The sequence below is a fragment of the Nocardioides sp. genome (assembly GCF_016462705.1).
GTDB lineage: Bacteria > Actinomycetota > Actinomycetes > Propionibacteriales > Nocardioidaceae > Nocardioides.
The window spans coordinates 45,596-65,573 of the sequence record NZ_JAEMSS010000001.1 but is presented as its reverse complement, the minus strand read 5'-3'; the positions used below and the strand labels follow the sequence as shown (position 1 = coordinate 65,573).

Annotated in this window: 20 protein-coding genes; 6 read left to right on the top strand and 14 right to left on the bottom strand. The window is 71.6% G+C overall.

Annotated features, from left to right (window positions below):
• The 3 genes from JHD21_RS00280 to JHD21_RS00270 all read right to left on the bottom strand — a co-directional run.
• Nucleotides 1-849: hypothetical protein (locus JHD21_RS00280; protein ID WP_292670709.1), on the bottom strand; the 849-nt coding region annotated here is incomplete at its 3' end.
• A 48-nt stretch (nucleotides 850-897) separates the two neighbouring features.
• Nucleotides 898-1,344 (bottom strand): nucleoside deaminase, encoded by a 447-nt coding sequence (locus JHD21_RS00275; RefSeq protein ID WP_292670711.1) that lies wholly within the window; start codon nucleotides 1,342-1,344, stop codon nucleotides 898-900.
• 40 nt (nucleotides 1,345-1,384) lie between these two features.
• Nucleotides 1,385-1,897, bottom strand: a complete 513-nt coding sequence (locus JHD21_RS00270; RefSeq protein ID WP_292670707.1) for a tRNA adenosine deaminase-associated protein — start codon at nucleotides 1,895-1,897, stop codon at nucleotides 1,385-1,387.
• Nucleotides 1,898-1,984: 87 nt separating this feature from the next.
• Here JHD21_RS00270 and upp point away from each other — a divergent pair, with 87 nt between their 5' ends.
• Entirely contained in the window at nucleotides 1,985-2,626 is a 642-nt protein-coding gene (gene upp, locus JHD21_RS00265; protein ID WP_292670705.1) for a uracil phosphoribosyltransferase, read from the top strand.
• 4 nt (nucleotides 2,627-2,630) lie between these two features.
• Here upp and JHD21_RS00260 read toward each other — a convergent pair whose 3' ends face one another.
• The 5 genes from JHD21_RS00260 to JHD21_RS00240 all read right to left on the bottom strand — a co-directional run bounded on the left by JHD21_RS00260 (nucleotide 2,631) and on the right by JHD21_RS00240 (nucleotide 6,008).
• Nucleotides 2,631-2,807, bottom strand: coding sequence for a hypothetical protein (locus tag JHD21_RS00260; RefSeq protein WP_292670704.1), 177 nt, complete (start codon nucleotides 2,805-2,807; stop codon nucleotides 2,631-2,633).
• A 68-nt stretch (nucleotides 2,808-2,875) separates the two neighbouring features.
• Nucleotides 2,876-4,270 (bottom strand): NAD(P)(+) transhydrogenase (Re/Si-specific) subunit beta, encoded by a 1,395-nt coding sequence (locus JHD21_RS00255; RefSeq protein WP_292670703.1) that lies wholly within the window; start codon nucleotides 4,268-4,270, stop codon nucleotides 2,876-2,878.
• Entirely contained in the window at nucleotides 4,267-4,581 is a 315-nt protein-coding gene (locus JHD21_RS00250; protein WP_292670701.1) for an NAD(P) transhydrogenase subunit alpha, read from the bottom strand. The genes JHD21_RS00255 and JHD21_RS00250 overlap by 4 nt, the downstream gene beginning before the upstream one ends.
• Entirely contained in the window at nucleotides 4,578-5,720 is a 1,143-nt protein-coding gene (locus JHD21_RS00245; RefSeq protein ID WP_292670699.1) for a Re/Si-specific NAD(P)(+) transhydrogenase subunit alpha, read from the bottom strand. Before JHD21_RS00245 ends, JHD21_RS00250 begins: the two co-directional genes overlap by 4 nt.
• 87 nt (nucleotides 5,721-5,807) lie before the next feature.
• The gene (locus JHD21_RS00240) at nucleotides 5,808-6,008 is read right to left on the bottom strand and encodes a hypothetical protein (protein ID WP_292670697.1); all 201 of its coding nucleotides are present in this window, start codon (nucleotides 6,006-6,008) and stop codon (nucleotides 5,808-5,810) included.
• A 55-nt stretch (nucleotides 6,009-6,063) separates the two neighbouring features.
• Between JHD21_RS00240 and JHD21_RS00235 the strand changes: the two genes are divergently transcribed.
• Nucleotides 6,064-6,237, top strand: coding sequence for a hypothetical protein (locus JHD21_RS00235; RefSeq protein WP_292670695.1), 174 nt, complete (start codon nucleotides 6,064-6,066; stop codon nucleotides 6,235-6,237).
• A 15-nt stretch (nucleotides 6,238-6,252) separates the two neighbouring features.
• On the opposite strand, the gene JHD21_RS00230 is transcribed toward JHD21_RS00235, so the two are convergent.
• The 3 genes from JHD21_RS00230 to JHD21_RS00220 are packed head-to-tail and all read right to left on the bottom strand — an operon-like array spanning nucleotide 6,253 to nucleotide 9,172.
• A complete protein-coding gene (locus tag JHD21_RS00230; RefSeq protein ID WP_292670692.1) occupies nucleotides 6,253-6,882 on the bottom strand; it encodes a LysE family translocator in 630 nt (209 codons plus the stop codon).
• A gap of 19 nt (nucleotides 6,883-6,901) precedes the next feature.
• A complete protein-coding gene (locus JHD21_RS00225) occupies nucleotides 6,902-7,672 on the bottom strand; it encodes a VIT family protein (protein ID WP_292670690.1) in 771 nt (256 codons plus the stop codon).
• Between the two features lie 60 nt (nucleotides 7,673-7,732).
• Nucleotides 7,733-9,172 (bottom strand): MDR family MFS transporter, encoded by a 1,440-nt coding sequence (locus tag JHD21_RS00220; RefSeq protein ID WP_292670688.1) that lies wholly within the window; start codon nucleotides 9,170-9,172, stop codon nucleotides 7,733-7,735.
• A 253-nt stretch (nucleotides 9,173-9,425) separates the two neighbouring features.
• Here JHD21_RS00220 and glgX point away from each other — a divergent pair, with 253 nt between their 5' ends.
• From glgX to treZ, 3 genes are read left to right on the top strand one after another with little or no spacing between them, the layout of a single operon-like run.
• Nucleotides 9,426-11,615: a glycogen debranching protein GlgX gene (glgX, locus tag JHD21_RS00215; RefSeq protein ID WP_292670686.1), complete on the top strand. Its 2,190-nt coding sequence runs from the start codon at nucleotides 9,426-9,428 to the stop codon at nucleotides 11,613-11,615.
• Nucleotides 11,612-13,726 carry a malto-oligosyltrehalose synthase gene (gene treY, locus JHD21_RS00210; RefSeq protein WP_292670684.1) on the top strand — a complete coding sequence of 705 codons (2,115 nt, stop codon included), beginning with the start codon at nucleotides 11,612-11,614 and terminating at the stop codon, nucleotides 13,724-13,726. Before glgX ends, treY begins: the two co-directional genes overlap by 4 nt.
• Entirely contained in the window at nucleotides 13,723-15,462 is a 1,740-nt protein-coding gene (treZ, locus tag JHD21_RS00205) for a malto-oligosyltrehalose trehalohydrolase (RefSeq protein ID WP_292670682.1), read from the top strand. Before treY ends, treZ begins: the two co-directional genes overlap by 4 nt.
• Before the next feature lie 6 nt (nucleotides 15,463-15,468).
• Here the strand turns inward: treZ and JHD21_RS00200 are convergent, their stop codons facing one another.
• Nucleotides 15,469-16,224, bottom strand: coding sequence for a hypothetical protein (locus tag JHD21_RS00200; RefSeq protein ID WP_292670681.1), 756 nt, complete (start codon nucleotides 16,222-16,224; stop codon nucleotides 15,469-15,471).
• 35 nt (nucleotides 16,225-16,259) lie between these two features.
• On the bottom strand, nucleotides 16,260-18,437 hold the full coding sequence (locus JHD21_RS00195) for an MMPL family transporter (RefSeq protein WP_292670679.1): 2,178 nt from the start codon (nucleotides 18,435-18,437) through the stop codon (nucleotides 16,260-16,262).
• A 100-nt stretch (nucleotides 18,438-18,537) separates the two neighbouring features.
• Between JHD21_RS00195 and JHD21_RS00190 the strand changes: the two genes are divergently transcribed.
• Nucleotides 18,538-19,302: a WHG domain-containing protein gene (locus JHD21_RS00190; protein ID WP_292670676.1), complete on the top strand. Its 765-nt coding sequence runs from the start codon at nucleotides 18,538-18,540 to the stop codon at nucleotides 19,300-19,302.
• Nucleotides 19,303-19,408: 106 nt separating this feature from the next.
• Here the strand turns inward: JHD21_RS00190 and JHD21_RS00185 are convergent, their stop codons facing one another.
• Complete coding sequence (locus tag JHD21_RS00185) at nucleotides 19,409-19,969, bottom strand: HAD family acid phosphatase (protein WP_292670675.1); 561 nt, start codon at nucleotides 19,967-19,969, stop codon at nucleotides 19,409-19,411.
• Nucleotides 19,970-19,978: the final 9 nt, after the last annotated feature.

Below are 19,978 nucleotides of genomic sequence, written 5' to 3'. Positions count from 1 at the left end.
CGGGTCACCCGCCCGCCCCCGGCGCTCCAGGATCACCGTCGCCGAGGGGACCGACCCGCCGGTCGAGGTGGACAGGGTGCCGCGCAGGGCCACCTGCTCACCAGCGGTGACCCGGGTCGTGTCGCCACGCATGTCGAGCGAGGTCGCCAGTCCCTCGATGTCGTAGGTGGTCACGGCGCCCGGAGACCCGATCCGCATGGCGTCCATGGAGAACGGTGCGCCGTCGCAGCCGAAGGTGATCGCGTAGAGGCCTGCCCCGTCGCCACCGTGCGCCGCGGCGAACGCCGGGACGGTCAGGGCCGGGCCGGGCGGCTGGGCCGGTAGCGGCGTCCGGGTCGCCATGTCGTACTTGGTCCAGGTGTAGGCCAGCGGCGTGGCCTCGACGGCGTGCCAGGCGCCGGCGGGCGCGGCGACCGGGGCGGTGCCGAACCAGATCAAGGACGTCCCGGCATCCGCGGGCTCCTGGTAGCCGGCGACCGCCAGCCCCTGGGCCCCGGCGCGGGCGAAGACGCTCAGCGACGCGGTCGTCGTGCCCAGCATCGACGGGACGACGTGCTGGGAGCCGATCGCAGTGCCGCCTGCCAGGTCGTAGCCGAGGCTGCGGGCGCCGGCCGGTGCCTGGGCCGGGCCGCGGCCGATGTAGGGCTGGAGGACCTGCGGCGGCTGTCCGGCGTCCGGAGCGAGCAGGTCGGTGCAGCCGACGTACGCGAGCTGGGCGGCGGCGTCGGGGAAGGCGGTGCCCCGGACCACGACGGTCTCATCGGCATGGGCGGCCGCCGGGAGGGCCAGCGCCAGTGCCGCGACGGCACCCACAGCCACGAGTGCGCGCGCGAGCGTCGTACCTCCCATGGGCGCATTCTTACCCGTCGCCGCCAACACGGGTATGGCCCGGGTGCCCTATTCCGCTGGCGTTCCTCTGTGCGTCACGAAGAATCCACCCAGAAGGGTGGCCGCCTCGTCGGCCAGGACGCCGGTGACGACCTCGGGCCGGTGGTTGAGGCGCCGGTCGCGCACGACGTCCCAGAGGCTCCCGACCGCGCCCGCCTTGGGGTCGAAGGCCCCGAACACCACGCGGTCCACCCGGCTCAGCACGGCCGCTCCGGCGCACATCGTGCAGGGCTCCAGCGTCACGACCAGCGTGCAGCCGTCGAGCCGCCACTCCCCGCGACGGGTGGCGGCGTCCCGCAGGGCGACGATCTCGGCGTGGCCGGTGGGGTCGGCCGTCGCCTCCCGGACGTTGTGGCCCCGGCCGACCAGCTCGCCGTCCCGGTCCACCACGACGGCGCCGACCGGGACGTCGCCGGTGCCCGGGGCCGCACGAGCCTCGTCGAGCGCGACCCGCATGGGGGTCAGCCAGAGGTCGTGCTGCACGGTCGGCCCGGGCCTACGCCGAGGCGTAGCCGACGGCGTCGTCGAACAGCTCGCCGAAACCGAGGTGGGCCGCCACGTCGGAGAGGATCTCGTCGGGATAGAGATCGGGGTCGTCGAGCAGGCCCCCCAGGTCCATCGCCGTCATCCCGAGGTCGGCCAGCAGGTCGAGGCGCCCGGCCGGGACCGGCTGGTCGTCGTCGTCGCCGAGACCGTCGGGCAGCGGCAGACCGAGGTGCTCGAGGGCGGACGTGGCGAGGTCCCACTCGTCGGCGGCGGTGATGTCCGACAGCAGGACGCGGGTCTCGGCTCCGAGGACGCGGACGAGCACGAAGAAGTCCTCGTCGACGGCGACCATGGCCAAGGCGCCCGCGTCGCCCGGGAAGCGCCGGAGTGCCCCCGCCAGCGTGGGGATGTCGCCGACGTGGTCGTGGGTGAGGTCCTCGACGTGCCACTCGCCGTCGGCGCGGAAGGCGGCGACGGCGAAGTCGACGCCGTCGTCCACGCCGGAGCCCGCCACGGTGGTCACGCCCCCACAGTGGCAGACGCCTGCGGGCGCGGCCAGGGGAAATCGGCCCGAGGGGCGGCATCCCGGGCAACCACTAGGGTTTCGGCCATGCGCACCCAGGTCGTCGACCACCCGCTCGTGGCCCACAAGCTCACCGCCCTGCGGGACGAGAACACCGACTCGCCGACGTTCCGCAGCCTCACCGACGAGCTCGTGACGCTGCTCGCCTACGAGGCCACCCGTGAGGTCCGGGTCCACCCGGTCGACATCGTCACGCCGGTCGCGCCGACCACGGGTGTGAAGCTCGCCGCGCCCAAGCCGCTCGTGGTGCCGATCCTGAGGGCCGGTCTCGGGATGCTCGACGGCATGATGCGGCTGCTGCCGACTGCCGAGGTCGGGTTCCTCGGGATGGCCCGAGACGAGGAGACGCTCGAGGCGGTGACGTACGCCGAGCGGCTGCCCGAGAGCCTGGTGGGCCGGCAGTGCTACGTGCTCGACCCGATGCTCGCCACCGGCGGCACGCTGGCCGCGGCCATCCACTTCCTGACCGAGCGCGGTGCCGACCACATCACCGCGGTCTGCCTGCTCGCCTCGCCCGAGGGCTGCGCCCGGCTCGAGAACGAGCTCGCCGGCCTCGACACGCCGGTCACGATCGTGACCGCGGCGATGGACGAGCGGCTCAACGAGAAGGGCTACATCGTCCCCGGGCTCGGGGACGCCGGCGACCGGCTCTACGGCGTGGTGGGCTGAGTCCTCAGGTCCGCCAGTCGTAGAGCGGTACGGTGCCGGTCGCGATGAGCAGCATGAACATCAGGACCAGCAGACCGGCCGCGCCGTAGGCGCCGGCGCTGCGGTCGGGTGTGGTGGGTGGCTCGGGGAGCCGGTCGTAGGTCTCGCGGAGGACGTGCTGTGGTTCGTGGTGCGTGTGCATCGGACCACCTTCGGGGGATAGTCCCTCCCTGACCGAGGTAGTAACCGATACCCCGAGCGGTAAACGAGTCAGAGCGCCTTGACCGCGGTGAGCACCTTGCCGAGCGTGTCCTTGGCGTCGCCGAACAGCAGGGTGGTCGTGGGGTTGAAGAGCAGCTCGTTCTCGATGCCCGCGAAGCCGGGGCGCATCGACCGCTTGAGGAAGACGACCTGCTTGGCCTCGTCGGCGTTGAGGATCGGCATCCCGTAGATCGGAGCGCTGGGGGTGGTGCGGGCGGCCGGGTTGACGACGTCGTTGGCGCCGACGACGAGGACCACGTCGGTGTTCTTGAACTCGCCGTTGATCTCGTCCATCTCGATCAGCTGCTCGTAGGGCACCTGGGCCTCGGCGAGCAGCACGTTCATGTGGCCGGGCATCCGGCCGGCCACGGGGTGGATCGCGTAGTCGACCTCGATGCCGCGCGCCGACAGCACGTCGACGAGCTCGCGCAGGGTGTGCTGGGCCTGGGCCACGGCGAGGCCGTAGCCCGGCACGATGATCACCTTGTCGGCGTAGCCGAGGAGGATCGCGACGTCCTCGGGACCGGCGGAGCGGACCGGCCGGTCGGAGGCCTCGCCCGCACCGAGCGTCGACCCACCCTTGAGCGCGCCGAACAGGATGTTGGCCACCGAGCGGCCCATCGCGCCGGCCATCAGCAGCGTCAGGAACGTGCCGGAGGCGCCGACGAGCGTGCCGGCCACCAGCAGCAGGGTGTTGGACAGGACGTAGCCGCCGGCGGCGACGGTCAGGCCCGTGAACGCGTTGAGCAGCGAGATGACGATCGGTACGTCGGCTCCACCGACCGGCAGGACCAGCAGCACGCCGACCAGCAGCCCGACCAGGGCCAGCACGATGCCCAGGGTCATCGACGGCTCGCGGACGAGCAGCACGGACAGCACGACCGCGCCGATCAGGCTGCCGCCGAACACGACCGGGAGGCCGGGGAACACCACCGGCCGCGAGGTCATCAGCTCCTGGAGCTTGGCGAAGGTGATGATCGACCCGGCGAACGACACCGCGCCGACCAGCACCGTGAACGCCGTGGCGACCAGGACGAAGGTCTCGACGTCCAGGCCGGCGTGGTCGAGCTCCACGATCTCGTGCAGCTCGACGAGCGCGACCAGGGCCGCGGCCCCGCCGCCGACACCGTTGAACAGCGCCACCATCTGCGGCATCTGGGTCATCTGCACGACCCGGGCGCCGTAGAAGCCGCCGGCGGAGCCGACCGCGATCGCCGCCAGGATGAGCGGAACGTGCTTCATGTCGTCGACGTAGAAGAACGGGATGGCGCAGGCCAGGACGGCGGCGCCGGCGCCGATCAGGTTGCCCATCCGGGCCGTCTTGGGTCCGGACAGTCCCTTGAGGGCGAGGATGAAGGCGACCGCACCGGCGAGGTAGAGCAGCTGGGCCCAGGTGGGGATCATGCGTCGGCCTTCCCGGCGTCTGACGTCGCAGGCTTCTTGCGCACGAACATCTGCAGCATCCGGTCGGTCACCACGAAGCCGCCGACCATGTTGACCGCGGCCAGCACGATCGCGACGAGCCCGACGACCAGCGCGATGTTGTTGTCGGTGCTGCCGGTCACCAGGATCGCGCCGAGCAGGATCACGCCGTGGATGGCGTTGGCGCCGGACATCAGCGGGGTGTGCAGCGTCGACGACACCTTGGAGATGACCTCGATGCCGACGAAAACGCTGAGGATGAAGATCGTCAGCCAGACGACGCCCTCACTCACTTGGGGCCTCCTTGAAGAGCCTCGCGGGCGGCCTCGTGGCGCACCTCGCCGTCGTGGGTGACGCAGGAGCCGGTCACGATCTCGTCCTCGAAGTCCGGGGTGAAGGACCCCACCCCGTCCTCACCGGTGGTGGTCATCAGGGTCAGGATGTTGACCAGGTTCTGCGCGTAGAGCTTGGAGGCAGGGCCGGGCATCTGGGAGGGCACGTTCTTGCCGCCCCACACCTGGGCGTTGCCGATCCGGACGACCTCGCCGGCGACCGCGCCCTCGACGTTGCCACCGGACTCGGCCGCGAGGTCGACCACGACCGACCCCGGCTTCATCTGCTCGACCATCGCGCTGGTCACCAGCAGCGGCGCCTGGCGGCCCGGGACGGCGGCGGTCGTGATCAGGGCGTCGGCCTCGGCGACGTACGGCGTGAGCAGCTCCATCTGCCGAGCCGCCCGCTCCTCGGTCATCTCCCGGGCGTAGCCGCCCGCCCCCTCGAGGGTGTCGAGGTCGAGGTCGATGGACTTGGCGCCCATCGACCGGATCTCCTCGGCGGCGGCCGCGCGGACGTCGTAGGCCCGGACCACGGCGCCCAGCCGCTTGGCCGTCGCGATCGCCTGGAGGCCGGCGACGCCGGCGCCGAGGACGACGACGTCGGCGGGCTGGACGGTGCCTGCGGCGGTCATGTTGAGCGGGAAGAACCGGCGCAGCATCCCGGCGGCGACGATCGCGCAGCGGTAGCCCGAGACCAGTGCCTGCGAGGACAGCGCGTCCATCGACTGGGCGCGGGAGATGCGGGGCACGAGCTCCATCGCGAACGACGTGGCGCCGACGTCGCGGAGGTCGGCCACCAGCGAGAGCTCCTGGTTGACCGGCAGGAAGGAGATCGTGGCGGCGCCGCGGCGCAGCCGGCGTACGGCGTCGGGCGCGAGCGGCTGGACGGACAGGACCACGTCCGCCGACGCGACCGCGTCAGCGTCGATGGTCGCGCCCGACTCGGTGAACTCCTCGTCGGAGACCAGGGCGTGCAGGCCCGCACCGGGCTCCACCGCGACGTCGTAGCCGAGCTTGGTCAGCTTGCCGACCAGCTCCGGCACCATCGCGACCCTGGCCTCGCCCTCGCGGGTCTCCTTGGCTACGGCGATCCTCATGGTTTCTCGGGGTCCCCGGGGAGTTGTTCGGCGGGGGAGCGCAGCGGAGGAGGCGAAGAACTCCATGGGGTGTTCACGTGCCGGACCCTACAGAGGTCGGTCCGCGCCGAGCGGGAATGTGTCCACCGTCTCGTACCGGGGCCGCCCGCGCGGTCCCTGGCCCAGGAAGGACTGCACGAGCTCGACCCGGTCGGCGCGCCAGGGCGGCCCGGCGTAGCCCTCGAGCAGCCGCACCCAGCGGGTCACCGCGGCCGACCAGCTCACGGTCCGTGGCGCGAAGTCGGCCAAGGGCTTCAAGGTCAAGTACCTGGCGCCCGACGGCACGAACATCACCAAGGCCGTCGTGGCGGGCACCTACACCACCGCGTCGTTGGCTCCGGGGGCGACGTTCGACATCAAGGTCGTCGTCAAGGTCGGCAAGAAGGCCGAGAAGAAGGTGAAGACCTCGGTGACCGCGACGTCTGTGCGGACCCCGGCGGCGACCGACGTGGTCCACCTGCTCACCAAGCGGAAGTGAGGCCCCGGCCGCTGCCTACTTCTGCCCGGTGAGGGCGAGCGATCCGCCGAGTCCGATCATCATGAGGCCGCCGGTGCCCTGCATCCGCGACAGCCGGCGCGGTGAGCTGCTGAACCAGGCGCGGGCCGTCCCGGCGGCGTAGGCGTAGGTGCTGTCGGAGACCAGGGCGACCGTCATGAAGACCAGGCCGAGGCCGAACAGCTGACCGCTGATGCCACCCGCGGAGTGGTCGACGAACTGGGGCAGCACCGCGGCGAGGAACACGACCGACTTGGGGTTGGTGACGCCGACCACGAAGCCGTCCCGGACGATCCGCAGGGTGCTGCGTGCGGTGGGCGCCTCGAGGTGGGCCTCCGTGCCGCGCTGCCGGAAGGCCTGGACGCCGAGGTGGACGAGGTAGACGGCGCCCACGACCTTGACCACGGTGAACACCACCACGGACTCGGCGACCAGCGCGCCGACGCCCAGAGCCACGGCGACGACGACCGGCAGCAGGCCGAGGGTGTTTCCGACCACGCTCCACAGCCCGGCCCTGCGGCCGAGCGAGAGCGAGCGGCCGACCACGAACAGGACGGTCGGGCCGGGGATGAGGGTGAGCAGGACGGACGCGAGGGCGAACGTCAGGAGCTGCTCCAGGCTCAGCATCCGGTCATCGTGACAGGTGTCAGACCCACGTGCCGACCACATTTCCGATGGCGAACGTGATGCCCATGGCCAGCAGGCCGCCGGCGACGTTGCGGAGCACGGCCCGCGTCGGGGGTCCGTCGGACATCCTCGCGCTGGCCCAGCCGGTGAGGGCCAGGGCCACGGCGACCGATACGACGGTCACCGGAACCCGGGCCCCGGAGCCGAACAGGGTGATCGTGAGCAGGGGCAGGAGGGCGCCCAGGATGAAGGCGACCATGGACGCGAACGCCGCCGACCACGGGTTGGTGATGTCGTGGGGGTCGATGCCCAGCTCGGCCTCCGCGTGGGCGCCGAGGGCGTCGTGCTCGGTGAGCTGCTGGGCAACCTGCAGGGCCAGGTCCTCCGACAGTCCCTTGGCGACGTAGAGGCCCGCCAGCTCCTCCAGCTCCTCCGCGGGCTCGTCGCGCAGCTCGCCGCGCTCCTTCTCCAGCAGGGCCAGCTCCGAGTCGCGCTGCGTGCTGACCGAGACGTACTCCCCGGCGGCCATGCTCAGCGCGCCGGCCACCAGGCCGGCGACACCGGCGATGAGGATGGTGCCCCGGTCGGTGGTGGCGCCGGCGACGCCCATCACGATCCCGGCGGTCGAGACCACGCCGTCGTTGGCGCCGAGGACGCCGGCTCGCAGCCAGTTGAGCCGCCCCCGGTAGCCGGACTCGTGCGGCTCGTCCTCGTGCTGCTGGGCATGCAGGCGGTCCAGGTCGAGGTCCTCGGGGAGTCCGGGGTCGACGTCCGGCGTCTCCGTGGTCATGGACCGATCGTCGCCAGTCCGTCAGGCCGCCGCAACGAAGGCGAGCCTGGGCTCATCGGGTCACGAGGTGTCGATCTTGCGCGGCATCAGGAGGCTCACGGCGACCAGGACGACGGCGACGGCGACCGAGCCGACGAACACCGTCCGGATGGCCGGCTCGAGGATCTCCGGGGAGAGGTGCTCGAGGTCGGGGCTCCCGTGACCGGTGGCGGCGGTGACCCGGGCGTTGACCAGCGCTCCGAACACGGCGACACCGACGGCGCTGCCGACGGTGCGGGCGAACATGGTCACCCCCGTCGTGACGGCGCGGGACTCCCAGCCGACGGCGGACTGGGCGGCGATGACCGACGGTGCGACCGCGAAGCCGAAGCCCAGCCCCATCACGAAGCACGGCAAGGCGAGGTGGAGCAGCGAGCTGTCGGCGTCCAGGGTCAGCAGCAGCAGCGAGCCGACCAGCCCGAGCACCGCGCCGAGGACCATGGTCGAGCGGAAGCCGACGGTGAGGTAGAGGCGGCCGGCGTTGGCGGCCGAGATGGGCCAGCCCAAGGTGAGTGCGGCCAGGGCGAACCCGGCGAGCAGGGCGCTGTGCCCGAGCACCGACTGGCCGTAGAGCGGGATGTACGACGTCAGCCCGATGAGGAGGACGCCGACCACCAGGGCGGTCAGGGTCGCGGGCAGGATCACCCGGTGCCGGAACACCCACAGGGGCAGGACCGGCTCGCTCGCCCGCCGCTCCACCAGCACGAAGGCCACCAGCATGACCGCGGCGGAGCCGAACAGGCCGACGCTCATCGGGGACGACCACGACCAGCGCACCCCGCCCTCGAGCAGTCCGAGGAGCAGGGCGATGCCGCCGCCGGTGAGCAGCAGCGAGCCGGCGACGTCGATGCGGTGCCGGGCCGGCTCGATCTCCTCGTGGAAGCGGCGCGCGAACATCCACAGCGCCGCCGCGCCGAGCGGCAGGTTCACGAAGAAGATCCACCGCCACGACAGGTAGTCGGAGAACACCCCGCCCAGCGTGGGGCCGACGACCGAGGACAGCGCCCACACGCTCGCCAGGTAGCCCTGCACCTTGGCCCGCTCCTGGACCGAGTAGATGTCGCCGACGATGGTCATCCCGATCGGCTGCACCGCCCCTGCGCCGATGCCCTGGACCGCGCGGAAGGCGATCAGCGACGCCATGTTCCACGCCAGGCCGCACAGCAGCGAGCCGAGCAGGAAGATGCCGACCCCGGTCAGCATCATCGGCTTCCGGCCGTACTGGTCGGCCAGCTTGGAGTAGAGCGGCACCGTGACGGCCTGGGTCAGCAGGTAGACGGAGAACAACCACGGGAACTGGGTGAAGCCGCCGAGGTCCTCGACCACGGCCGGGACCGCCGTCGCGAGCACCGTCGCGTCGATGGCGACCAGCCCGACGCTGAGCATGACCGCCAGCAGGACCGGGCCTCGCTCGCTGCGCAGGCCGACGTCGGCCCGGCTGATCGGCGGCGTGGACGTCACGGTGTGACCCAACCCGCTGTCGACGAGGTGCATTCCTCGTGGCTGTCGTGCCGCCTGCTTGCATGAGGACGTGGCGAACGTGATCGAGGCCACCGGGCGCGATCTTCGCCCCGCTGTCGATCTCGAGCGCACCGCCCGCCGCTGACGGTCGTGGAGGCGGCGCCTCCGATGCCGTCCCCGCTGTCTGGGTACTGGCAGGCGGGCGCGATAGTTTGATCGTTCCAACCGGTGGTGGGGAAGAGAGTGTGGACGCGTGGAGACCTGGCCTGGCAGTGCCTACCCCCTCGGGGCGACGTTCGACGGCAGCGGAACCAACTTCGCCCTGTTCAGCGAGGTGGCGGAGAAGGTCGAGCTCTGCCTGTTCGACGTCGGCGCGGACGGCCAGGTCGAGGAGACCCGGGTCGAGCTGAGCGAGGTGGACGCCTACGTCTGGCACGCCTACCTCCCCACGGTGCAGCCCGGCCAGCGCTACGGCTACCGCGTGCACGGGCCGTGGGACCCGGCCCAGGGCCTGCGCTGCAACCCCAACAAGCTGCTGCTCGACCCGTACGCCAAGGCGACCGCCGGCGAGATCGACTGGGACCAGGCGCTGTTCGGCTACGACTTCGGCGACCCGGACTCCCGCAACGACGACGACTCGGGTCCGCACATGACCTACGGCGTGGTCATCAACCCGTTCTTCGACTGGGAGGGCGACCGCCGACCGGCGATCCCCTACAACCAGACCGTCATCTACGAGGCCCACGTCAAGGGCCTCACCTACCTGCACCCAGAGGTCCCGGAGGAGATGCGCGGCACCTACGCCGCCCTCGGCCACCCCTCGGTGATCGCCCACCTCACCAAGCTCGGCGTCACGGCGATCGAGCTGATGCCGGTGCACCAGTTCATCCAGGACAGCACGCTGCTGGACAAGGGCCTGCGCAACTACTGGGGCTACAACACCCTCGCGTTCTTCGCACCGCACTCCGACTATGCCTCGACGGGCGACCTCGGCCAGCAGGTGCAGGAGTTCAAGTCGATGGTGAAGGCCCTCCACGCGGCCGGCATCGAGGTCATCCTCGACGTCGTCTACAACCACACCGCCGAGGGCAACCACCTGGGACCGACGCTGTCGATGAAGGGCATCGACAACAAGGCCTACTACCGCGTCGTCGAGGACGACCAGCGCTACTACATGGACTACACGGGCACCGGCAACTCCCTCAACGTCCGGCACCCGCACTCGCTGCAGCTGATCATGGACTCCCTGCGCTACTGGGTGACCGAGATGCACGTCGACGGCTTCCGGTTCGACCTGGCTTCCACGCTGGCCCGGGAGTTCTACGACGTCGACCGGCTGGCGACGTTCTTCGAGCTCGTGCAGCAGGACCCCGTCGTCAGCCAGGTCAAGCTGATCGCCGAGCCCTGGGACATCGGTCCCGGCGGCTACCAGGTCGGGGGGTTCCCACCCCAGTGGTCGGAGTGGAACGGCGCCTACCGCGACACGGTCCGCGACTTCTGGCGTGGCGAGCCGTCGCTCGGCGAGTTCGCCTCCCGCGTCGCCGGCTCCTCCGACCTCTACGAGCACTCGGGACGCCGGCCGTTCGCCAGCATCAACTTCGTGACCGCGCACGACGGGTTCACGCTGCGCGACCTGGTCTCCTACGACGAGAAGCACAACGAGGCCAACGGCGAGGACAACAACGACGGCGAGAGCCACAACCGTTCGTGGAACCACGGGGTGGAGGGGCCGACCGACGACCCGGAGATCCTCGCCGCCCGCTCCCGTGAGCAGCGCAACTTCCTGGCGACGCTGCTGCTGAGCCAGGGCGTGCCGATGATCCTGCACGGTGACGAGGTGGGCCGGACCCAGGACGGCAACAACAACACCTACGCCCAGGACTCCGAGATCAGCTGGATGCACTGGGACGACGTCGACCGTCCGCTGCTGGAGTTCACCTCGGCCGTGGTCAGGCTGCGCCAGGACCACCCGACGTTCCGACGCAAGCGCTTCTTCACCGGCAGCACCGTACGTACCGGCCCCACGGGCCAGGAGCGGCTCAACGACATCGTCTGGCTGCACCCGGAGGGCCGTCCCATGGAGGAGGAGGACTGGGCGGACGGCTCCAAGGTCATCGGCATGTACCTCAACGGCGACGGCATCGCCGGCAAGGGCAGCCGCGGGGAGACCCTGCACGACGACCACTTCCTGCTCTACTTCAACGCCGACGGGCCGGTGGACCTCACCCTGCCCCCCGCGGAGTACGCCGAGGCGTGGGACGTGGTGATCAACACCGGCGGCGAGGCCGACGCGGCGACGGTGATCGAGGCCGGTGGGACGTTCCACCTCGAGACGCGCAGCCTGCTGGTCCTCCAGGAGCACTCCGAGCCCGAGGCCGAGCCGGACCTGTCCGTGGCCGCGTCCGTTGCCGCCCAGGCCCCGGTGGGTACTCGCACCCAGTGACCAGGTCCACCGCCCCCGCCAGCACCTACCGGCTGCAGGTCACGCCGTCGTTCGACCTGTTCGCGGCGACGGCGGTGCTGCCCTACCTGCACGACCTCGGGGTCGACTGGGTCTACCTGTCGCCGATCCTCGAGGCCGAGGCGGGCTCCGAGCACGGCTACGACGTCGTGCGGCACGACCGGGTCGACCCGTCCCGGGGCGGCGCCGACGGCCTGGCGGCGCTCTCGACGGAGGCGCGCCGGCTGGGCATGGGCGTGCTCGTGGACATCGTGCCCAACCACGTCGGGGTGGCGACGCCGGAGGCCAACGCCTGGTGGGCCGACGTGCTGGAGCACGGCCGCGAGTCGGCGTACGCCGGTTTCTTCGACGTCGACTGGGCCGCCGGCGGCGGGTCCCTGCGGACCGGCCCGGACCTGAACTACCGGCGGTTCTTCACCATCGACTCCCTGGCCGGCATCCGGGTCGAGGAGCGCGAGGTGTTCGACGCCAGCCACGTCGAGATCCGGCGCTGGTTCGACGAGGGACTCGTCGACGGGCTGCGGGTCGACCACCCGGACGGGCTGCTCGACCCCGGTGGCTACCTGGACGACCTGGCTGCGCTCACGGGCGACGCCTACGTGCTCGTCGAGAAGATCCTCGAGCCGGGCGAGGAGCTCCTGACCTCGTGGGCCACCGCCGGCACCACGGGCTACGACGCCCTGGCGCTGGTCGACCGGGTCCTGACCGACCCGGCGGGGGAGGAGCCCCTGACCGCGCTGGCCGAGCGGCTCGGCGCGCCGGTCGACTGGACCGAGCTGGTCCACTCGACCAAGCGCGCGGTCGCCGACGCGGCCCTGCACCCGGAGGTACGCCGGATCGTCCGCGACCTGAGCGGGCCGGCCGGCGACGCCACCCGTCCCGAGCCGGCGTCGTTGGTCGACGCGGTCGCCGAGCTGCTCGCCTGCTTCCCGGTCTACCGGTCCTACCTGCCTGACGGCCGGGCGCACCTCGACCATGCGTTCGCCGACGCGCGCCGGCGCCGGCCCGACCTGGACGCGGCGTTCGACCGCATCCAGCCGCTGCTGCGCGACCGCCGGCACCCGGCGGCGCTGCGCTTCCAGCAGACCAGCGGCATGGTGATGGCCAAGGGCGTCGAGGACTGCGCCTTCTACCGCTGGTCGCGCCTGACCTCCCTCAACGAGGTCGGCGGCGACCCCAGCGTCTTCGCCACGACCGTCGCGGAGTTCCACGCCGCGATGGCGGCCAGGCAGTCGACATGGCCGCACGCCATGACCGCGTTGACGACGCACGACACGAAGCGCAGCGAGGACACCCGGGCCCGGATCGGCGTGCTCGCCGAGATCCCCGGCGAGTGGGCGTCGGCGCTCGACGAGCTGCTCCGGCTGGTGCCGCTGCCCGACCCCGCGTTCGGGTCGCTGCTGTGGCAGGCCGTGCTCGGCGCCTGGCCGGCCTCCCGCGAGCGCCTGCACGCCTACGCCGAGAAGGCGATGCGCGAGGCCGGTGACCGGACCACGTGGGCGGACCCGGACCAGGACTACGAGGCGGCGATGCACGCCGCCGTCGACGCGGCCTTCGACGACCAGGAGGTGTCGGCGGTCCTCGGCCGCATGTCCGAACGCGTCGACGGGCCGGCCTGCAGCAACGCCCTCGCCGCCAAGCTGGTGGCGCTGACGATGCCCGGCGTGCCGGACGTCTACCAGGGCACCGAGCTCTGGGACCAGAGCCTCGTGGACCCCGACAACCGGCGACCGGTCGACTTCGCCCACCGGGCCGCGGTGCTCGACGGTGCGGACGATCCGGCATGGCTGAAGGCCGCGGTCGTCGTGTCCGCGCTCTCGCTGCGGCGGGACCGCCCCGAGCTGTTCACCACTTACACACCCGTGTCGGCCAGCGGTGAGGCCGCCGCCCACGTGGTCGCCTTCGACCGGGGTGGCGTCGTGGCGGTCGCCACCCGCCTGCCGGTCGGCCTCGACGCGCGCGGCTGGGGGGACACCGAGCTCGCGCTGCCGTCCGGCGCCTGGACCGACGTGCTCACCGGCCGGCCCGCGTCGCCCCGGCTGGCCGAGCTGCTCGGTTCCTATCCCGTGGCGCTGCTGGTGCGGGACGCATGAGCACCTCGTCGAGGCACGGCCCCCTCGACGTCTGGGCGCCCCTGGCCCAGCGGGTGCGGCTGGCGGTCGGCGACGACGTCGTGCCGATGACCCGGGGCGACGACGGCTGGTGGTCCCCCGACGGGCCGGTGCCCGCCGGCGAGGTGGACTACGGCTACCTGCTCGACGAGGGCGACCGGGTCCTGCCCGACCCGAGGTCGCGCCGTCAGCCCGACGGTCCGCACGAGCGGTCGCGCACCGTCGACCACACGGCGTACGCGTGGGGTGACGGCGACTGGACCGGGCTCGCGCTCGAGGGCACGGTCGTCTACGAGCTCCACGTCGGGACGTTCACGCCCGAGGGCACGCTGGACGCGGCGGCCGAGCGGCTCGACCACCTGGCGAGCATCGGCGTCGGGCTCGTGGAGCTGATGCCCGTCAACGGGTTCGACGGCACGCACAACTGGGGCTACGACGGAGTGGGCTGGTTCGTGGTGGACGAGACCTACGGCGGCCCGGCGGCCTACCAACGCTTCGTGGACGCCTGTCACCGGGCGGGGATCGGTGTCGTCCAGGACGTCGTCTACAACCACCTCGGCCCCTCCGGCAACTACCTCCCGCTCTTCGGCCCCTACCTCTCGACCGGCCGCAACACCTGGGGCGACCTGGTCAACCTCGACGGCGAGGGCTCGGTCGAGGTCCGCCGCTACATCCTCGACAACGTCCGGATGTGGTTCGAGGACTACCGCGTCGACGGCCTCCGGCTCGACGCCGTGCACGCCCTCCAGGACGCGTCACCCGTGCACCTGCTCGCGGAGATGTCCGCCGAGGTCGACGCGCTGTCGGCCGAGCTGGGCCGCCCGCTCACGCTGATCGCCGAGTCAGACCTCAACGACCCGGTGATGGTCACCCCGCGCGAGCAGGGCGGATACGGCCTCCATGCCCAGTGGAGCGACGACTTCCACCACGCGCTGCACGTGGCGCTGACCGGCGAGACGCACGGCTACTACGCCGACTTCGAGCCGCTCGGTTCCCTGGTCAAGGTGTGCGAGCGCGGCTTCTTCCACGACGGCACCTGGTCGTCGTTCCGCGAGCGTGAGCACGGTGCGCCGATCGACCCCGAGGTCGTGCCGCCGTGGCGGCTCGTCGTGTGCAGCCAGAACCACGACCAGATCGGCAACCGCGCCGCCGGCGACCGGCTGACCGCGGCGCTCGACGACGACCAGCTGGCGTGCGCGGCGCTGGTGACCCTGTGCTCGCCGTTCACGCCGATGCTGTTCCAGGGCGAGGAGTGGGCGGCCTCGACGCCGTTCCAGTTCTTCACCTCGCACACGGACCCCGACATCGGGCGCGCGACGTCGGAGGGCAGGCTCGAGGAGTTTTCCCGGCACGGCTGGGACCCCGACGCGGTGCCCGACCCGCAGGACGAGGCGACGTACCTCCGGTCCCGGCTGGACTGGTCGGAGCCGTCCGCACCGCGGGGCGCGCGGATGCTGGCGGCCTACCGGCAGCTGGCCGCGCTGCGCCGCGAGCACCCCGACCTGACCGCCCAGAGGTACGCCGAGTGCACCGCGGACGAGGAGACCAGGGTGCTCACGATGCGCCGCGGCGCCCTGACCGTGGTCGTCAACTTCGGCGACACGGAGCAGACGGTCGAGCTCGGCGCGGCCGAGGTGCTGTTCGAGACCGAGGCGGGGGTCTCGCTCGGCGACGGCGTGGTCACCCTGCCCGCGCACGCGGGCGCACTCGTGCGCTGAGGCGGCTCAGTACGCGCCGGACTCCAGGTCCTCGAGCGCGATCTGCTCGTCCTCGGCGGGGGCCTCGACGTCCGGCTGCTCGTCGAAGCCGGAGAACGTGACCTCACCCGGGTCCTCGCCCTCCTCCTTGACGATGCTGACCAGGTAGTGGTCGCCCTCGACCAGGACGTAGCCGCTGGAGGTGCCCTCCTCGGGGCGTTCGGAGATGATCTCGATCGTCTCCTCGCCGTCGATCTCCTTGGTCTCACCCTTGGTGTAGGTCGCGTCGTCGCTGCCGTCGCTGTCGGTGAGCTCGCCGAGGAACTCCTCCAGGTCGCAGAACGGCTTGAACGAGGTGTCGTCGTCGGGCAGCGTCACCCAGCGGTCCCCGGCGGCGGCCACGATCTGCGGCCCCGCCTCCGGACCGGCGAACAGGTCCCAGAACGCCGCGTCCGGCCTGAACCACGTCGTCCCGTCGACGCCGAGGATCTCGGCGGTCGCGCCCTGCGTGGAGAACGACCCGCTGCAGTTGCCGCCCTCGCCCACCGCCATCGCGATCTCGATCTCCTGGCCGTCCGAGCTCAGGCTGCCGTCGATGGACACCCCGGTGAGGCCCGCCATGGCGTCCTTGGCGGCGTCCGAAATCTCGTCCGCGGTCTGCTCGGTGAAGTCGCTGCCCCCGTCACCCCCGCCGCCGCCATCGCCGTCGTCTCCGCAGCCGGACATCAGGGCCGCCGCCACGAGAACGGTCGCGGACAGGGTCGATCGCACTCGAGGACGCATCGCGCCAGCCTAGGCGGTTGCCGGCGCGGCCGGTCTCAGACCCGCGCGTACTCGCGGTCGGGCTCCGGCGCGGGCGGAACGCCGCCCTCCCGGAACCCGTAGCGGGTCCACCAGCGGGCGAGCGGTGCGGGCGCCCACCAGTTCCAGCGGCCGAGCAGCTTCATCGTGGCCGGGACCAGCAGCGCGCGGACGATGGTGGCGTCGACCAGCAGGGCGACGAGCATGCCGATGCCGAGCATCTTCATGAACACGATGCCGCTCGTGGCGAAGGCGCCGATCACGACCGCCAGCAGGACCGCGGCGCTGGTGATGATCCGGCCGGTCTTCTGGACACCGGTGGCCACGGCGAGGTCGTTGTCCCCGCTCTGGTCCCACTGCTCCCGGATGCGCGAGAGCAGGAACACCTCGTAGTCCATCGACAGGCCGAACAGGATCGCCAGCATCAGGATCGGGTTCGTGGCGTCCAGGAACCCCTGGGACTCGAAGCCGAGCAGGCCGGACAGGTGCCCGTCGGCGAAGATCCAGGTGACGACGCCGAACGACGCGGTGATGGAGAACAGGTTCATCACGACCGCCTTGACCGGCAGCACCAGTGAGCCGAAGGCCAGGAACAGCAGGATCAGCATGACCACGACCACGATCACGCCCATCAGCGGCAGGTGGGAGCCCACGGAGTCGATGAGGTCGACGGTCGCGGCGGACTGTCCGCCGACCAGCACCTCGCCCGACGACGGCTCGACGGACCGCACCGCCTCGACGAGCGCCTGGCTCGCCTCGGTCTGCGAGTTGCCCTCCCACGTGGCCCGCAGCAGGGTGCTGTCACCCTCGGCCGCGACCTGCTGCACGGCGAGCACGCCGTCGACGGCGGCCACCTCGTCGGCGTACGCCGCGGCGTCCGCGTCGGACGCACCGGTCAGGAGCAGCTGGGCCGTCGAGGTCTCCGGGCCGAACTCGAGGAGCTTATCGGCGGCGACGTGGGCGGGGGCGTCCTCGGGCAGCACCTTGTGGTCGACGCTGCCCCAGCTCGCGCCGAGGAACGGCGAGGCGACCAGCAGCAGCCCCGTCACGGTCAGTCCGATGACGAGCCAGGGGCGCCGCATGACCCCGCGGGCCAGGGCCGCCCAGCGGCCGCGCTCGTCCGCGACGACGACGGGGCGGCGGCGGCGCCAGGGGAGCCGGCCGGCGTCCACCCGGCGGCCGAGCAGCCGCAGCGTCGCCGGGAGCACCGTCAGGGCCGCGACCATCGCGACCAGCACGGCCGCCATGCCGCCGTAGCCCATGCTCTTGAGGAAGGCCTGCGGGAAGATCAGCAGGCTCGACATCGCCGCGGCCACGGTCAGACCGGAGAAGAGCACGGTGCGTCCGGCCGTCGACATCGTGCGCTGGATCGCGGTCGCCGAGGCGTCGGGGTCGTCGACCGGGAGCGCCGCCAGCTCCTCGCGGAACCGGCTGACCACGAACAGCGCGTAGTCGATCGCCAGGCCGATGCCCAGCAGCGAGATGACGTTGACCGAGAAGACCGAGACGTCGGTGAACCCGGTGATCACCCGCACCAGCGCCAAGGCGCCCACCATCGCGAGCAGACCCACCAGGGCCGGCATGGAGGCGGCGACGAGGCTGCCGAAGATCAGCAGTGCGAGGACCAGGACGATCGGCATCGAGATCATCTCGGCGCGGGCGAGGTCCTCGCTGGTGATCTCGTTGACGTCGTTGAAGACGGCGAAGGCGCCCGCGATGTCGGTCTCGAGACCCGTGCCCGAGCCGGCCTCGAGAGTCGGCGCGAGCTCGTCGTAGCTGTCGAGGTAGTCGTCCTGGGTCGTGCCGGCGAGGGAGACGAGCACCTGGGCGGCGTGCCCGTCCTCGCTGACCAGGCCGGTCGGGTCGGGCGCCGCGTAGTAGGGGACCACCCGGCTCGTGGTGCCTGCCGCGTAGCCGTCGACGATGCGCTCGACCTCGGCCTGGAACTCCGGGTCGGTGGCGGTGAGGTCGTCGCTGGAGTAGATGGCGACCACGTCGATGCCCTGGTTGCCGAACGTGTCCTGCTCCAGCGCCAGCTCGCGCGCCGACTCGGAGTCCTTGTCGTCGAACCCGCCCTGCGACAGGGAGTCGAACACCCCGACGCCGTACGCCGCCGCGGCCACGGCGACCGCGAGCCCGGCCAGCAGCACGGCCAGCGACCGGCGGGCCACGAAGGACCCCCAACGCTCGATCATGGTGACTCCCCACAACTCGGGTGATGCATGTAAAGTAAGTGAACGGCGTTTACGGTAAACGGTGTAAACTGCGGGTGTCAACCACCCCCGGGAGGAATGTGTGACACAGGTCGGGACCCCCGCCCAGTCCAGGCGCGAACGTCAGCGCGAGGCGACGTACGACGAGATCGTCGCCGCGTCCCGGGACCTCCTCGCCGAGGGCGCCGAGCTGTCCCTGCGCGCGGTCGCCACGAAGATGGGACTGACCGCACCGGCTCTGTACCGCTACGTCGCGAGCTACCAGGAGCTGGTGGACCTGGTCGCGTTCGAGATCGACAAGGCCGCGACGCTGACCTTCGCCGCCGCCGCCGACGCGCTCCCCGAGGACGACTTCGCGGGGCGGCTGGTCGCCTCGGTCACCGAGTTCCGGATGTGGGCGCTGGCCAACCCGCGGGAGTTCGGGCTGGTGTTCGCCAACCCGGTGGCCGACGCCAGCTGCCTGCGCCGCGAGGAGATGCTCACGCTCGCCTCGTCCGGGCGGCACATGACCGGCCAGATGCGGGCGCTCTGGGAGCACAACCACCACCCGATCCCGGCGCTCGACGAGCTGCCCCCGTCGGTCCGTGAGGCCGTGCTCGACCCGGTCATCCCCGCCAAGCTCGACGACATCGCTCCCGAGGACCGCGGCCTGGCGTGGCTCTTCATGCAGGGCTGGACTGTGCTCTACGGGGTGGTGGCGCTCGAGGTCTTCGGGCACATGGACCCGCGGATCATCGCGTCCGGGGAGATGTTCATCGAGGCGGTGCGCGGCTTCGCGCCCAGGATCGGGCTGGCGGACGACGTCGACCGGCTCGAGGCGATCATGCGGGCCCGAATCGCTGGCTGATAGCCGCCAGGCACCGACAGCGGCCGAAGTCCATCAGAACGGCGACCAGAATTCACGGGCGCTTGAATCGAGCGAAGCGAGAGCGCCCCCGAAGCTCGCGGGGTGTTCAGCCGAGCTCGCCGCCGTAGTTCGGCAGCCGGTAGGCCTTCTCGTAGCCGTCGCCGGTGAAGTCCGTCGGGTTGTTGCCGATGTTGGCGACGAGCGTGTAGCCCTGGGCGATGAACCGGTCCCGGCAGCGCTGCTTGCCGTGGGGGATCGCCTCGCCCTTCTTGCGCATGCAGAGGGCGGCGACGTCGTAGCCGGCCGCCTCGAGCTGGTCGAGGGTGCGGGTCCGCTGCGCGTTGGTGCGGCCGGTGTTGAACACCAGGGCCACGCCCAGCTCGTCGGCGACGGCGGCGAGCCTGAGGACCCGCGGGATCGCGCCCGCGTCGTCACCGTCGTAGTAGGAGGCGATCGAGGAGTTGTCGATGTCGAGGTTGACCGCCAGGCCGGTCTCGCCCGACTCGGCCCGCTCCCGCAGGTGGTCGCCCGAGCCCTTCAGCGCCTGCTTGACGTCCTTGAGCCACTCGCTCCGGCTGGGTACGCCGCGCTCGTCGGCCGCGGCCGGAGCGCCCCCCGGGCCGAGCGCGACGGTGAGGAGGACGAGGACCGTCAGCACCTGCTTCATGCCCGCACG